General features: G+C 46.7%; 13 protein-coding genes. 2 read left to right on the forward strand and 11 right to left on the reverse strand.

From position 1 onward, the window contains the following. Positions 1-130 precede the first annotated feature (130 nt). The 4 genes from MUK70_RS06025 to MUK70_RS06040 all read right to left on the reverse strand — a co-directional run bounded on the left by MUK70_RS06025 (position 131) and on the right by MUK70_RS06040 (position 2,799). Entirely contained in the window at positions 131-709 is a 579-nt protein-coding gene (locus MUK70_RS06025; RefSeq protein ID WP_234658175.1) for a YdeI/OmpD-associated family protein, read from the reverse strand. A gap of 39 nt (positions 710-748) precedes the next feature. Beyond that, positions 749-1,180: a VOC family protein gene (locus MUK70_RS06030; protein ID WP_234658173.1), complete on the reverse strand. Its 432-nt coding sequence runs from the start codon at positions 1,178-1,180 to the stop codon at positions 749-751. 77 nt (positions 1,181-1,257) lie between these two features. Further along, positions 1,258-1,962 carry a helix-turn-helix transcriptional regulator gene (locus MUK70_RS06035; protein WP_234658171.1) on the reverse strand — a complete coding sequence of 235 codons (705 nt, stop codon included), beginning with the start codon at positions 1,960-1,962 and terminating at the stop codon, positions 1,258-1,260. A 69-nt stretch (positions 1,963-2,031) separates the two neighbouring features. Beyond that, positions 2,032-2,799, reverse strand: a complete 768-nt coding sequence (locus tag MUK70_RS06040; protein WP_234658170.1) for a phytanoyl-CoA dioxygenase family protein — start codon at positions 2,797-2,799, stop codon at positions 2,032-2,034. A gap of 258 nt (positions 2,800-3,057) precedes the next feature. Here MUK70_RS06040 and MUK70_RS06045 point away from each other — a divergent pair, with 258 nt between their 5' ends. Continuing rightward, entirely contained in the window at positions 3,058-3,729 is a 672-nt protein-coding gene (locus MUK70_RS06045; protein WP_234658169.1) for an NAD(P)H-binding protein, read from the forward strand. A 76-nt stretch (positions 3,730-3,805) separates the two neighbouring features. Here MUK70_RS06045 and MUK70_RS06050 read toward each other — a convergent pair whose 3' ends face one another. The 3 genes from MUK70_RS06050 to MUK70_RS06060 form a co-directional block, all read right to left on the reverse strand. After that, positions 3,806-4,246, reverse strand: a complete 441-nt coding sequence (locus MUK70_RS06050; RefSeq protein WP_234658168.1) for a nuclear transport factor 2 family protein — start codon at positions 4,244-4,246, stop codon at positions 3,806-3,808. Positions 4,247-4,377: 131 nt separating this feature from the next. After that, the gene (locus MUK70_RS06055) at positions 4,378-4,788 is read right to left on the reverse strand and encodes a globin domain-containing protein (RefSeq protein ID WP_234658167.1); all 411 of its coding nucleotides are present in this window, start codon (positions 4,786-4,788) and stop codon (positions 4,378-4,380) included. Positions 4,789-4,889: 101 nt separating this feature from the next. Further along, positions 4,890-6,665, reverse strand: a complete 1,776-nt coding sequence (locus MUK70_RS06060) for a tetratricopeptide repeat protein (protein ID WP_234658166.1) — start codon at positions 6,663-6,665, stop codon at positions 4,890-4,892. 162 nt (positions 6,666-6,827) lie between these two features. Between MUK70_RS06060 and MUK70_RS06065 the strand changes: the two genes are divergently transcribed. After that, positions 6,828-7,031: a hypothetical protein gene (locus MUK70_RS06065; protein ID WP_234604551.1), complete on the forward strand. Its 204-nt coding sequence runs from the start codon at positions 6,828-6,830 to the stop codon at positions 7,029-7,031. Between the two features lie 42 nt (positions 7,032-7,073). Here the strand turns inward: MUK70_RS06065 and MUK70_RS06070 are convergent, their stop codons facing one another. The 4 genes from MUK70_RS06070 to MUK70_RS06085 form a co-directional block, all read right to left on the reverse strand. Further along, the gene (locus MUK70_RS06070; protein ID WP_234658320.1) at positions 7,074-7,625 is read right to left on the reverse strand and encodes an HPP family protein; all 552 of its coding nucleotides are present in this window, start codon (positions 7,623-7,625) and stop codon (positions 7,074-7,076) included. A 107-nt stretch (positions 7,626-7,732) separates the two neighbouring features. After that, entirely contained in the window at positions 7,733-8,326 is a 594-nt protein-coding gene (locus tag MUK70_RS06075; protein WP_234658165.1) for a hypothetical protein, read from the reverse strand. 213 nt (positions 8,327-8,539) lie between these two features. Then, complete coding sequence (locus MUK70_RS06080) at positions 8,540-10,372, reverse strand: RagB/SusD family nutrient uptake outer membrane protein (RefSeq protein WP_234658164.1); 1,833 nt, start codon at positions 10,370-10,372, stop codon at positions 8,540-8,542. Positions 10,373-10,396: 24 nt separating this feature from the next. Continuing rightward, positions 10,397-13,582 carry a SusC/RagA family TonB-linked outer membrane protein gene (locus tag MUK70_RS06085; protein WP_234658163.1) on the reverse strand — a complete coding sequence of 1,062 codons (3,186 nt, stop codon included), beginning with the start codon at positions 13,580-13,582 and terminating at the stop codon, positions 10,397-10,399. Positions 13,583-13,753 lie beyond the last annotated feature (171 nt).

Raw genomic sequence — 13,753 nt, forward strand, 5'->3', positions numbered from 1 at the left:
GCTGGCATTCGCCACCTGATTCCGCAAATATAGCTATTCAATGATAATTTACAATATTCCAGTGTTGTTCCTGGGCTGTGCCAGAAAAATTTCTCTAAGACGCACATTATAAGATTCTTAAAGTGTAGTGCTAAACTTTCACCCGGACATTCTCCGCGGCCTTTTCAGCCGTCATTGTCACGCGCTGCTGACGGGTTTCCGGTCTTTTCGCATCTGAGATCCAGGTTAGGATCAGGCGTTTTGCAGAGGGTGGAAAGGCCAGGAAATTTTTGAGCGCTGCTTCATTTTTGTCAAGCAATTCCTGCAAATCTGGCGGAATGACTGCGTTTTCTGCGTCAACCAAGGCTTCCCACGTTCCTGTTTCTTTGGCAAGATCGATGAGCGCCTGGCCTTGCGGAGTCATCAAGCCAGCGGCGGTTAACCGCTCGACACGCTCCTTGTTGACCGCGCTCCATTTCCCGGATACTTTTCTGGGCGTGAACATGAGATAACTGCTTTCTGCATCACGTTTTACAGATTTTGAATCGATCCAGCCAAAGCACAGCGCTTCTTCAATTGACTCTGGATAATATACGCTGGGCGTTTTACTGTTTTTGTGGTAAATGATCAGCCAGACGGATTTCTCCGTCTGACTGTTTTGGGAGAGCCATTCACGCCATTCTTTCCGGCTTGGTGCGTAAAAGGCCTTGATGTCATTTTTGGTTTCCATGGTGCTGAAAAAAGCTTTTGCGAAAATTCCTTTGACGGGCTATTGATTTTTTGAGCTTAAAATATCCAGATAATGCTTGTTATACATGATCCCCAACACATTCCCGAACGGATCGACGACCGAGGCTGTGACAAAACCTTCTCCGCGCACGGTAATGGGATCATAAGGCTTTGCGCCGTGTGCCAGCAATTTTTCCCAGGCTGCGTGAATGTCGTCCACATGCCAGTGAAGGACGGCCCCGCCAGGTCTTCCATCGCCCGGGCCATTCGGCGACCATTTGCTGTCAACAATGCCCAATTCGTGCTGGTAATCGCCTAAGCGGAATTCGATATATGCCGGGTTCTCTGCGTCCGGACGTTGGAAATACGCTTCGATACCTAATAATTCGGTGTACCATTGTCGCGCCGCTTTCACGTCATCTGCCCAAAAATTGAGCGTTGCCATGCCCCTTAATGTTTGTTCGCCAGCCATTTTGTTTCTTGTTTTGGTTCAAATCTGATTTCCTTACAAAGGTAAAATGGTCGTGCGACAGCCTTATGTCAGGGGTATCATGACTTTTTTTGAGACATTTCGAAATATTCCTGCAAAGTCATTTTGTGCGGCGCAAACCGCTCGTTAAGCACCGTCAAATTTCTTATCCGGTCCAGCCGAAACGTACGAAAAGCTTTGCGCAGGCGGCACCAGGCCACCAAAAGCCAGTTTTCCTGAGTACTTAATAATGCAAACGGCTCAATGGTGCGGGAAGAGCTTTCGTTGGTGTCCGGGGAATGGTAGTCAATATTCAGTAGGGTAAATCGGGTTAATGCCAGTTGCAGATCGGCCAGGTTCGTGCTCGTCCGGTTATTTCCCGCATTGTGGCCAAATAAAATCCGCTCCGAAAGCAAATTGGCGCTGTCTTTCGTGTTATGTCGCAATACAGCCTTGATTTTCCCAATCGCCTGACGATATTCTTTTACGAACGATGCGTCCTTGTTTTTAATGACCAATTGTTCTGCGGTAATCAATGCGTTGGCCTCTGTTTCCGTAAACATAACCGGCGACAACCGGTAACCATCCATGAGCGAGTAACCTTTCCCTTCCTCCGTCACGACCGGCACACCGCTTTGTTCCAATGCCCGCATATCCCGGTAAATTGTCCGGACGCTGACCGAAAATTTTTCTGCGAGATCCGGCGCTGTAATCAGCCTTTTTGTTTGCAATTGGGTCAAAATGGCGGTCAGGCGTGAAAGCCGCTTGGTATCATTGTCTATCATCTTGTGTCTATGGCTAAGGCGGCTAAGTTAATGACTGTCAGTCAAACTTAGCCGCCTTACGACCCGGAATTATGAAATCGCCAGTCTAATGGCTCTTTCTATCGGGCTTTCGCCATGGATGTGCAACGCAGTTCGCAACAACAGAGGAGGCTGCGCCATGAATTTTGGGTTTAGCCCGTGATGCGCTTGCGCAGCGTGCACAATAAATGGATGACAGAGATAAACCGTTCCTGCTTTGCCGGTCGCCAGCACTTCTTCACGCGCAGGGAATTTGTCCAACTCACCGGCGACTTCCATAAAACTGAGCCCTTCATCGCCTTTCGGAGCCAGCAACCGGGCGACATCCAGATGAGAGCCCGCACGGATCCGTGTGGGCGCATCATGTATCCCGACATCCGAATAAAGGAATAGCATGAGCAAACCACGGCCTTTGGAATGTATGTTAATGCGCCAATAGAAAAAATTGGTCGGTTCCGCACCCGGAAAACCCGCGTCCACATGCCAGCCTGCGTCACCGGGATCTTCGTCCGATGGAAAGCGGATCGGAAAAGTGCCCATACTGCCGCAAGGCAACCACTTACCTGGTCCAACAAGTTGATCATATGCACGTTGCAAAACAGGCTGATTCGCAGATTGCACGAAGGGCTTCTGTGGATACATACCCAAACGCACAACCGGTTTTTTCCAACTAGCGGGATCATGGCGATCCAGGCCAAGATCCGCCCAGAGAATATCACAGACTTCCTCAGCTACTTTCTCAGGGAAAGCGTTATCAACACGCAAAAAACCTTTATGAATGAAATCATCAATCTGATGATTGTCCAATATTGCTTCCATAACATTGTTTAAAATCCGATCAAAAAGCAAGCGCAATGCGTTGTTTAGATCTTGTTGTAAAAATAAAAAATGCACAATGTAACATTCCCTTATCAAGAAAGGGAGCGCGTCCGGGTCGACGCTTGGAGCATATCAGAGTGTGGGAGTCATCCTCATAATCACAAATCTAGAAATCGCAGGCAAATTTTACAAGCGTAAATCCACTCAAATTCCGGCATGATTTGTTTGGTAATTTGTTAAATTCAAAAAAAAGAAATTATGAGCGCCGAGAAAAAGGGGAAAAAGGCACTTTTGTTTGGTGCAAGCGGCTTTGTTGGAAATTACTTATTGGAAGGCCTGCTCAATGATCCCGATTACGAACAGGTTACCGTTGTAGTCAGGAAAGATTTGAACATATCAAATCAGAAACTCAAAGTGCTGATCGGAGATTACCATTCTCTGCCGGATTTGAAAAATGAAATCGTTGCAGATGAAGTCTTTATCGCACTCGGGACTACAAAAAAGAATACGCCTGATCAAAAAACTTATTACCAGGTCGATCACGATTATCCGGTTTTAGCAGCGCAAACAGGCAAGGAAAAAGGAGCAAAGTCGGTCTTTCTGGTGTCGGCTGTTGGCCCCGATGCAGATTCCAGCGTTTTTTATATCAGGACAAAAGGCGAAACGGAGCGGGACATCATTGCCCAGGATTTGCAGCATACGCACATTTTCAGGCCATCCATGATCATGGGAAACCGCAAGGAAAGCCGGACATTGGAGAAGTCATTAATAACTATATTCTCCGTGATCAATCCGCTTTTCATCGGCCCTATGCAGAAATTCAGGGGAATAGAAGGCAAAGACATCGCGAAGGCTATGTTAGCCGCTGCCAAAAGACCCGCCGGTAAGTTGAAGGTTTATGAATGGAAGGAAATGCATGCGTTGCTTTGAAACAAGCCTGTTACTTGAATAGAATCAACAAATGGATTTTAAATTTGCTTTGCTATCAGTGCGACGCTTATAAATTTTATTTCAATTCCAATAAAGTCTCATGAGCGTTAATGGCAACCCACGTGCCTTTTCTTTTTATATAAACGTCGGAATAGCAATTCTTTCCTTTGCGTATTTTCTCTTTGTCTTTCATTACAAAACTCGTGTAAGCAGTTAGCAGGCCCACATTGTTGACGATTTGAAGGTCGGTGCTATCGATGGTGACATTGATGATTTGCTGATCGGGGGTTAACACGTTGCGAAGGACATCGGTTTTCGATAACTTCTTGCCTGTTGGTGAAATCATGACGAAATCATCGGCCAAAATCCGGCTTAGTGAAGCGGTGTCGCGTTTAGGGTAGGATTGCAGCCATTGCGTGTTCATTTGCTTGATCACGTCGCTGTCGTCGCCCTGGGCGAAAGCCGGGGCGGTCAAAAGGAGGGGAAGACTCAGGATTATTGTTAACAGCTTTCTCATTGGGGCGTTTTTGGGATATTGTAGTGAATTTAGGCTTTCCATTCTTGCTTTCAAACATTTTTTATTGGAACAGCAAATTCGTGCCAGCACCCAATGAAAGGAGCAACGCAAATAGTGCGCTGCTCCCGTCCCTAGCCAGCCTCCGCAGCATTGAGCATGGCCGACGCCCAGACGTCGTATAAATTGGTCCAGGCTTCGGCAGTTTCCATATCCCAATAATCACCCAGCGTAGTTTCCAAAGTGTTGATCAGCACTTTACCCACGAGCGCATAATGCTCGGGCTTGACACCGTATTTGGCGTGACGTTTTCCCATGGCCTCGATTTGAGTCTGGATGTCGGGCATCGTTTGCAGATGCATCACCATGTAAGTGATCATAGCGCTGAATTTGGCTTGCTGCTGCTCCAAATCCGACTGAAACATAGCGATCAGGTAAGGAGCCTCTGCGAATAGATTTTCATAAAACAAAACCGCAGGATTATCAGGCTGTGCAATGACCTGGCTCCACGAATTTTTAATGATTAGCATGTCCCGATTGTTCATGGCATGGCAGATTAATGTTGATGGTGAAAATGATAGGCCAAACTTACCGGGGCTTTTTTTTTGATCCTATTTTAAGAGGTATACAAAAAGTAAACACTTGCTTAAATGGTCATCAAATAATCGGTCAGGTTGCTGTCTTCCGGCAAATTGAGTTTTTTGCGAAGGCGGTGCCTGGCTGTTTTTACGCTGTCGGGGGCAATGTTAAGTAAGGTAGCGGATTCTTTCAGGTTGAGGTTCAGGCGGATCAGTGCGGATAGACGAAGCTCGCCGCTGCTCAGATCCGGATTTTGTTGTTTCAGTTTAAAAAAGAAATCCTTATGCACGCCCTCGAAATACATTTTAAATTCATCCCAATCCTTATCCAGGTTAAAACTGTAATCGATCAGGTTAATGAGGCGGCTGAAAAGCGGATTATGTTCTTCGCTTTGCCTGGTTTTCAGCGCCAGCGAAATCGTTTGCCTGATGTCTTCCAGGATGCTGTTTTTCTGGATCAAATTCAAGGTGTGTGTGGTCAGGGCCTTGTTTCGGAATTCAAGCTCGCTGATGAGCTGCTGTTCTCTTTCTTGTCGGTTCAAAAGTTCATTCTGGGTGAGCGCCTGTTGTGCAATGTGTATCTGGTGATCTTTCTGCACTTTTAAACGCTGACGGTTAAACGCAAGCCCCAGAACGATCAGCCCGCAAACAAGCCCGAGCGCCAGCATATTCCGGTGTGCATAACCCAGGTCTTTTTCATTTTGTAATAATTGAATTTCATGCTGCTTTTTTTCGCTCTCATAGTGAACCCGAAGATTGGTGATCTTGCTTGAATTTTCCGCATTGAACAGCGAGTCTTTAAGGCTGCTAGCCAATTGCTGGAAATGAAAAGCATTTGCGTAATCCCTCTTTTCGCCAAAAGCCGTGGCCAATCCCTGGTAAGAATGCTGCAAAGCCGGTCTTATGCCGGCATTCAAAGCCAGTGTTTTGGCTTTTTGAAAACTTTCGATGGCCTTCTCCGCCAGGTGCAGACCCGTGTAAACCTGCCCAAGGCCGTTATAGGAAGTGACCATCAGCCGCTTGCTCTGGAACGTCTCATTAATTTTCAGCGCACGTTCATATCTTAGTTGGGCCTGCGGATAATCGTGTTTCTGGATGTAGATTTCCCCCGTGTTGTTGAGGCAAATGATCTGTCCGTTGCTGTCCTGAAAACTTTCGAAAAGCGCCAATGCTTTGTTGGCACTGGTTATGGCCGCATCGAACTTCTTTTGTTTGGTGTAAATGCTTGCAATGTTGATCAGTGCGCCGGCAGCGGATTTCTTGTCGTCGACTTTTGTCCAGATAGCCATCGCTTGCTGATAGGAGCGCAATGCTTCCTCAAAATTCTTTTGATTTTTATATACATTACCAATGCTGTTGACCACAGAAGCCACCCTTCTTTCATCACCCGATTCCTGGAAAATGGACAATGCGTGCTGATAATTGTCCAGGGCAAGATCGTAATTTCCCTGCTCTCCGTAAACGAGCCCCATATTACTAATTGCCTTGCCAAAGCCAAGCTGATCTTTGAGATCACTGTACATTTTTTTGCTTTGCTCGTAACTGGCAAGGGATTTCGTATAATCGTTTTTTTGCCAATAATAAATGCCAAAACCCTGGTAACTTTTCGCCTCACCGCGCAGATAGCCGATTTTTTTGGCCAGATCCAATGCCTTTTGCGTGTAGGACAAGGTCTTATCAGGCTCTGAGGCCCAGTATTCAGTGGCAATGTCAACCATTAGATTTACTTTGGCGGTATCCGCTTTTGTCTGGGAGAGTACATTTACCAGGCTGTCGATTTTAGAAGTTTGGGCAAAAAGAGAGGTTGTCAGCAACGATAACAATGCAATCCGGCAAATTTTCATAAATACGGGAAGAGATATAATTTAGGAAGTCCAAAATTAGCCGTTTTACGCAGCCTGATATTTACCGTTAACTTAGAATATCAACGAAACCAGACAAGTCACCCAAATCAACAACCTATAAGGAATATCATTGGTTGTGCCTGAATAAGGTTACCTTAGCATATGAAAATCAAAATATTAGCAGAAAAAGATCTCCCGCCGCCGAATTCGGTATTGAAATTCCGGATTAAAAATACAACCAACTGGCGCGTTGGCTTTACCGACAGCGACACCGGCGATTTTGTCCAGGAAGTGGGAGGGATCACTTATAGTTATTCCTGGAACCAGATTGATGAATATTACTTGACTGCGCCTGTGTTGCCGTAGCAGGATGCTGCTCATCTGCTCCTAATTGCGCATTTTTCCGGGTCACCTGTATCTGCGCTGCCAGACCTTATACCAGTTCTTGTTCTTCGGATAATGCCGGTGTGCTGCACGGTTGTTTACAAAAAGCGCGACCAGCAGCAAAACGAGCACACCTGTTAACACCGGACTTATTACATACTTATAGCCGAGGCTGGTGATTTTTTCCGAGCCTATGTTCGCGATCAATGCCGTAGCGCCTCCCGGCGGGTGCAATGTCTTGGTGATCTGCATGAAAACGATGGATAAGGAGACTGCAAATGCAGAGGCAAGCCATATCTGGTCCGGTACGATTTTATGCACCGTTACGCCTACAATTGCACAGATTAAATGGCCGCCTATGAGGTTCCTGGGCTGTGCGAGCGGACTATTTACAATGCCGTAAATCAAGACTGACGATGCGCCGAACGACCCGATCAGGAATACATTATCCGCTTGGGTAAATTGGCTGTCATTAATATAACCTATGAGTGCTATTCCTAAAAAGGACCCGACGAATGTCCAGAAATGATCATTAAAGTCAATAAGGGTCTCTTTGTAAATCACATACCGCGCCATGCGCACATGCTTTCTGAATCGCTTTCTCAATTTTACCAATTATTTACTTTCAAAAATCCCGTAAATATAATGGTTGGCAGCCGCATTCGCTCGCAGTTCCGTATGTCTTAGCGCTTCTGAAGTAAGATCTGTTTGATGTCCCGGTTAAGGCCCTTCCAGATCATATTTTTATTTCTGACATCCACTTCAATAGTGTAATTCTCGCCCGTCAATCCCAGATCCCGGAAAAATATTTCATCGTCCTGCCACGGCCGTGAGCCGTTCGGGAAGTTTGTTTCAAATAATGTAAACGCTTGCGGGCCAGTCTTTTCGGCGATTCGTTCAGGCGATGCCCACAACCTGAAAGCGACGGGCCAAACTTTCCCCCGGAGCGAAAGCTCTCCTTTGCAAACCGGATGGCGCTGGTCCTCTTCTCTTGAAATATTTTTAATATCCAATACTGCAAAATCCTTGAAAACCGTGTCCCGTTTTACCGAGCCCATTGGGTTTGAATATTTAATATCAAACTCGACCTCCCTCAGGTTCCACTCTCCATATAACTGATCCACAAGCGTATCCATGATCTGGATCGCGCCTTTGTTAAAATCGATCCGTTCGTATCGTAACGCTGGATCAGGTTCAATTTCGCTTTTTGTTTTGCATTGCAGCATGGCGGCGCTAAGCATCATCAGAAGCGCGAGAGAGGTGTAGCTTTTTTTCATAGCAATAACAGAATCAAGATGCCGTGAAAATAAAAAATCCGTTCGGATTCTATGTTATGTAACCGTTATTAAATTTATCTCCCGTACTTTTTTGAGATATATTTTTCAAAAATCGTCTCTTTCCGCATGAAATATTGCTTGCAGGCGGGTCCTGAATCCGGGACCCGCTTGCAAGCGGTGAACTTTCAACATCCAAAGGCATTTTTGATCCCCTTATTCCGGGATCGAAGTCAATGCCGGAACATTGTTCTGGAAACCGTTATAACCTTTGTTCTGGTTGATCCGCCCCTGCACATTGCCATCAATTGCAGACTGAGGCACAGGCCATAGCACGTGATACGGGCTCATGGTGTATTCATCTGCGTGGCGTGTCTTTACTCCTTTGTTATAAAAATCGCTTTTCTCCATGACACGGTCATAATAATAGTTGTTATCGGAGAAGCTTTCCATATTGTAAGTCTTGCCATTGGGTGCAGGCTTGCCGGTCATCGCGAAAATGTAGGCCACACGGGTGAGCTCCGTTTTGCGCGGCTCTTCAAAATACAGTTCCCTGGCACGTTCATCCAGAACGGTGCCAATGTTAATTTTGGCAGGCGCAAGCGGGCTGCAATTCGCCCTTGTGCGAACAGCATTAATATCCGCAGCCGCTTTTACCAAATCACCTTTCCAGGTGTAAGCTTCGGCTCTCAGCAAATAAGTTTCTGCAAGACGGAACACATACCAGTCCGTATTTCCACCTTGTGGCTGAACGCGCCGCGGGTCCTCAATGAAGAGCTTGTAATTAGGCCAGTCAAACCAGCAACGGATTGTGTCAATGGTCAAAATTGCACCCGCAGCATTGCGGAATTGCAGGTTTTTGCCATACCATTGGTCTTTACCTATAAGGCTTGGGTCGTTGTAGACAATATCTTCCATACGCGTCCAGTTGCCGGGTGCGTGGCGGAGATCCTTTTTATCATCCCAAACACCCTCCTGTGAATAATAGGTTGGGCGCACACGTCCTATTCCCCGGCCAAGTTTGGTGATTTGATCGATTTCAATGCCATAAGTGTCAATTGTGCCTCTATTTCCAGCCGGTGTAGTAATGTTGTTATGCCAAAGCGGAACAGTATTGCGCATGATCTGAATGCCGTCCGGCACATTTCCGTCGATGTTAATGCGGTCAATAACCAACATTAGTCCTTCCGTATTGGCGCCCAGCGCCTTGTTTGCTGGTCTGTGTAAATCCCAGACCACATTGCGGTTTGCATTGCTCGCGTCCACACCAAACCGGTTGGTCATCAGCTTGTGCGTTCCGCCATCGATCACATTGCTTGCCGATTTAATTGCGTCGTCAAACAGGCCCAATGCCAGATTTACTTTTGTCAGCAAATGGCTTACGGACCCTTTGTTAACCGTTCCTTTGTCCGTAATGGCGGGGACCCATTGTTCGGCAAATTCCAGGTCTTCTTTCATTTTCTTCAAAATCACCTCCCGTTTGGTCGATTGGAAATCGAGTTTCTGGGTCACTACTTCGTCCAGGATTAAAGGAACGTCACCGAATTGCTGCGTGAGCCGGTAATAGCGTGCCGCACGGTGGAAATAAGCAGCGCCCAGGATCTCGTTTTTTTCCTGCTCATTTTTATAGGTAGGCTGATCAATGCGGGAAATGGCTACGTTTGCGTACTTTATACCTTTAAAACCTTCAATCCAGTACCAGCCAATGCGGTTATAATCCACATGGTTGAGCTCCGCATCGGGTGTGATCAGCAGGTTCAGATTCTGCGCAGGACCCGATTTGTCCGTTGTTCCTTCCACAGCAATGTCCGAAAACACGGCTTCGGTTACCATTGGAGGAGCGTCTCCGTACCATTCCAGTCGCATATTCCGTTCACAGGCAACCAGTGTTGCACGTAAACCAGCCGGATCATTAAATGTGATGTCCGGATTATAAAAAGAAAGCGGCTCAGGCGCAAGCCAGTCTTTTTGGCAGGCGACCATTGTCATGCATCCGGCAATCAGCACGGGCGCAAATATTTGTTTTGATCTGTTATATATCGTTTTCATTTCGTTAATTTTTGGAAAAGAACATTACAGGGTTATATCCAGACCCAATGTGAAAATGCGAGGACTCGGCACGGAGAAGTCCAGGTTCGCGTTGGTGTCGTTATTCGTTCCGTTCTCCGGATCCCAGAAATCCCAGCCGGATATGTAGCCCAGGTTACGTACGTTTCCATAAATACGCAGGTTCTGAATGTTGACCTTTTGCACAATGTTCTTCGGGATTGTATAGGCCAGTGCAAGGCTTTCAAAACGCAGGAATGATTTGTTACGGTAAACAGCGTAACCCGTTGCCGACCCTTCACTTGAATACAAGCGAGCCCATTCGTTGTTACGGTTTTCAGCCGTCCAGTAAGGGAATACATACGAGCTTGAACGGTCAGGAAATCCCTGGCGGTTTTTCATTTGGTTAAATTCTCCTTTCTGTCCTAAATACGAATACATCATGACCGACGCATCGAAGTTTTTGAAGATCCTGAACTCATTACGGAATGTGATCCTGGCCCTTGGCGATTTGTAACCCTGGAAAACCTTGTCAGCATTCGTGTATTTCCCATCATTGTTAGCATCCAGGATTTTGTGATCTCCCGGTTTAACGCCATATTTCGCAGCTGCATCCGCCTCTTCCGATTGCCACACACCCAGCACCTTATAGTTCCAGAGCTCATCCACTGCGTGGCCGATAAACCATTTGTTTGTAATGTCATCGGCTTCTTTTTGTCCAACTACATTTCCGGAGGCATCTTTCACGTCGACCATGTTTCCATAAAGTTTCGCGATTTTATTCCGGTTCATCTGAATGTTCAATGTGGAGCGCCAGCTAAAATTCTCGCGCTTCATGTTATTCGAGTTCAGGCTCAGTTCCAGACCTTTATTGTCAACCTGTCCCAGGTTATCCAGCACAAAATCGAAGCCCAGAACATTCGGCAATGCTCTTTTTACCAAAAGATCCTTTGTTTGGGATTTGTAAAGTTCAAGGCTACCATCGATGATCGTGTTGAAAAGCGAGAAATCCAGACCAAGGTTAAGTGAGTTGGTCCTTTCCCATTTCAGATTCGGATTTTGCATTCTGTCCACATAAAGCTGACTTACCTGCACGACCGTCCCGCCGGAGTTCACGTGCAGATACTTTCCGGTTGCAAGGTTGGATAATGCGTCGTAGCGGCCAATGTCGCGGTTTCCATTACTTCCGTAAGACACCCTCAGCTTACCATAATTCAGCCAGCTCACTTTGAAGAATGGCTCATCTGTAAATACCCAGCCCAGTGCAGCCGAGGAAAAAAGAGCCCTTGGATTTTTTTGTCCAAATGCTGAGTAACCATCTCTTCTCGTGGAAAGCGTCACCATGTAACGGTCTTTGAATGAATAGAATAAGCGCGCCATCAATGCATCAGCCGTGCTCGTCTCATCATTGCTCCAGAGAATGGGTGCGCTTCCGCCGCCAATGTTGTGGTAACCCAGGATATCCGTTGGCTGGAAGCCTTTGTTAGATGTGCTGTCGTCCCATCTTCTGAAACGCTCCGCATTGGCAAGCAGCGTTACGTCGATATTGTGTTTCTCAGCAATGGTTTTGTACCATTTCAGGATGTTATCGATCTGCCAGTTGATGGTTTTTGTATTGCGTCGTGAAGCGCGTCCGCCTTCTGCTGCCCATTCGGCATGTTTGGATGACTCAGCGTTATACCGGTGATAAAATTCAAATCTTGGCGTAAAATTCGCCTGGTAAGTAATGCCGAAAGGCAAGCCGACTTTTGCAAAAATTACATTGTTGATCGTGGTAGAACCTTTGTCGCGGTCAGTAAAGCTCGGCGCGTAATAGGGGTGGTTTCCTCCGCTGGCTTCGTCATTGGGCCTCCATTTGTAGGTCCCGTCAGGGTTAAATTCCGATCCCCATGGCGAGAGGTTGGGGGCGAGGTTATAGTCAACAGGAACCTGACTTTCGTCGCGGTCTGCAAATTGGGTGTTGATCCCTACGGTCAAGAATTTATTTACTTTTCCTTCCAGATTGACACGTGCACGCACCGTGCTGTATTTATCACCCACCAGAATCCCTTCATTGCTTAGATAACCCAGTGACATATAATAGGATACTTTGTCACTTTTACCCGAAAGGCTTACCGTATGATCCTGGCGAAGTGCCTTTTGATAGATCTTGCTATACCAGTCTACGCTGCGGCCCGCTTTATAATTTTCTATTTCAACAGATTGCAACCCAAGTCGCCGCAGCCAAACTGCTTCCGGATCGTCCGCAGGCCCCTCAGACCCAAGCCAATCTTTCAGAGTTACATCAGAAGGAAGGTTGTTTGGGTTGGTAAAACGGCTTGGCTGGGCGCCTGCATTGATATTGCGCATTACTTCGCCGCGCCAAGTCAGAAATCCCTCAGGACTCAGCACATCCTGATTTTTGGCCACTTCCGCAAAACCAATGTTGGTATTGACATTGATGATCGTCTTACCCTCTTTTCCTTTTTTCGTGGTAACCAAAATGACACCGCTCGCCGCCTTTGCACCGAAAACCGCTGCCGAACTTGCGTCTTTCAGTACGTCAACCGTCTCGATATCATTGGGGTTAATATCTTCCAGGCCACCGTAATAGATCGCTCCATCCAGAACGACGAGGGGTGACGTTCCCGCAGTCAGCGAGTTGGTTCCGCGGACACCCACATTACCACCGCCTTTCGCAGATGCAGAAAACCCGACATTCATACCGGGAATGTTCCCTCTCAAAACATCCTGAACAGATTGCGGATTTTCGTTTTCAAGCTTCGTGGCGCTAATCTGGGAGACAGCGCCGGTCAGATCACGCTTTTTCTGCGTTCCGTAACCGACTACGACCACTTCTTCAAGCGTTTTCTGATCGGTTGATAAGATAATGTCGACCACGCTGGCATTGCCGGCTTCTTTTTCCTGCGTCAGATAACCGACCGCAGAAAAGACGAGAATGGAGTTGTTTTCAGGCACATTGATCTGGTATTTACCGTCTGCATCGGTTGTGGTGCCATTTGTTGTGCCTTTCACTACAACGGTCACGCCGGGAATAGGGGAGTTGTCTTCTTTTGACAAAATCCTCCCGGAAACCGGCTTGTCAATAGTGTGATGGGAATTGGTTTTCCGCGTTTTTGGCACGGAATTGGCCATTGCAGGGGGCAGGAGCAGCGCAAGCAGCATACTTCCAGCCATCACAGGTCGAAGGAATAAGTTATATCCTTGTCTCATTTGTTTGGGTTAGGAATGTTTCACATCAGCGGGCCGTTCAGCTTCGCTATATCAATATTCCCAGACGAAATGATAAATTTCTACCCTTACAATAAATGTTACGTAAGTATAAAAGCGGTTATTAGTAATTACAAAAACACCGGTCTGAGCATGTGTCAGGCCGGTGTTTTA

The sequence above is a fragment of the Dyadobacter chenwenxiniae genome, assembly GCF_022869785.1.
GTDB classification, from domain to species: Bacteria; Bacteroidota; Bacteroidia; order Cytophagales; family Spirosomataceae; genus Dyadobacter; species Dyadobacter chenwenxiniae.

What these genes read in the sequence shown, in the direction of transcription:
- MUK70_RS06025 (WP_234658175.1), bottom strand. Translation starts at nt 709, where the DNA reads ATGGAAACCAAAAATGACATCAAGGCCTTTTACGCACCAAGCCGGAAA.
- MUK70_RS06030 (WP_234658173.1), bottom strand. Translation starts at nt 1,180, where the DNA reads ATGGCTGGCGAACAAACATTAAGGGGCATGGCAACGCTCAATTTTTGG.
- MUK70_RS06035 (WP_234658171.1), bottom strand. Translation starts at nt 1,962, where the DNA reads ATGATAGACAATGATACCAAGCGGCTTTCACGCCTGACCGCCATTTTG.
- MUK70_RS06040 (WP_234658170.1), bottom strand. Translation starts at nt 2,799, where the DNA reads ATGGAAGCAATATTGGACAATCATCAGATTGATGATTTCATTCATAAA.
- MUK70_RS06045 (WP_234658169.1), top strand. Translation starts at nt 3,058, where the DNA reads ATGAGCGCCGAGAAAAAGGGGAAAAAGGCACTTTTGTTTGGTGCAAGC.
- MUK70_RS06050 (WP_234658168.1), bottom strand. Translation starts at nt 4,246, where the DNA reads ATGAGAAAGCTGTTAACAATAATCCTGAGTCTTCCCCTCCTTTTGACC.
- MUK70_RS06055 (WP_234658167.1), bottom strand. Translation starts at nt 4,788, where the DNA reads ATGAACAATCGGGACATGCTAATCATTAAAAATTCGTGGAGCCAGGTC.
- MUK70_RS06060 (WP_234658166.1), bottom strand. Translation starts at nt 6,665, where the DNA reads ATGAAAATTTGCCGGATTGCATTGTTATCGTTGCTGACAACCTCTCTT.
- MUK70_RS06065 (WP_234604551.1), top strand. Translation starts at nt 6,828, where the DNA reads ATGAAAATCAAAATATTAGCAGAAAAAGATCTCCCGCCGCCGAATTCG.
- MUK70_RS06070 (WP_234658320.1), bottom strand. Translation starts at nt 7,625, where the DNA reads ATGGCGCGGTATGTGATTTACAAAGAGACCCTTATTGACTTTAATGAT.
- MUK70_RS06075 (WP_234658165.1), bottom strand. Translation starts at nt 8,326, where the DNA reads ATGAAAAAAAGCTACACCTCTCTCGCGCTTCTGATGATGCTTAGCGCC.
- MUK70_RS06080 (WP_234658164.1), bottom strand. Translation starts at nt 10,372, where the DNA reads ATGAAAACGATATATAACAGATCAAAACAAATATTTGCGCCCGTGCTG.
- MUK70_RS06085 (WP_234658163.1), bottom strand. Translation starts at nt 13,582, where the DNA reads ATGAGACAAGGATATAACTTATTCCTTCGACCTGTGATGGCTGGAAGT.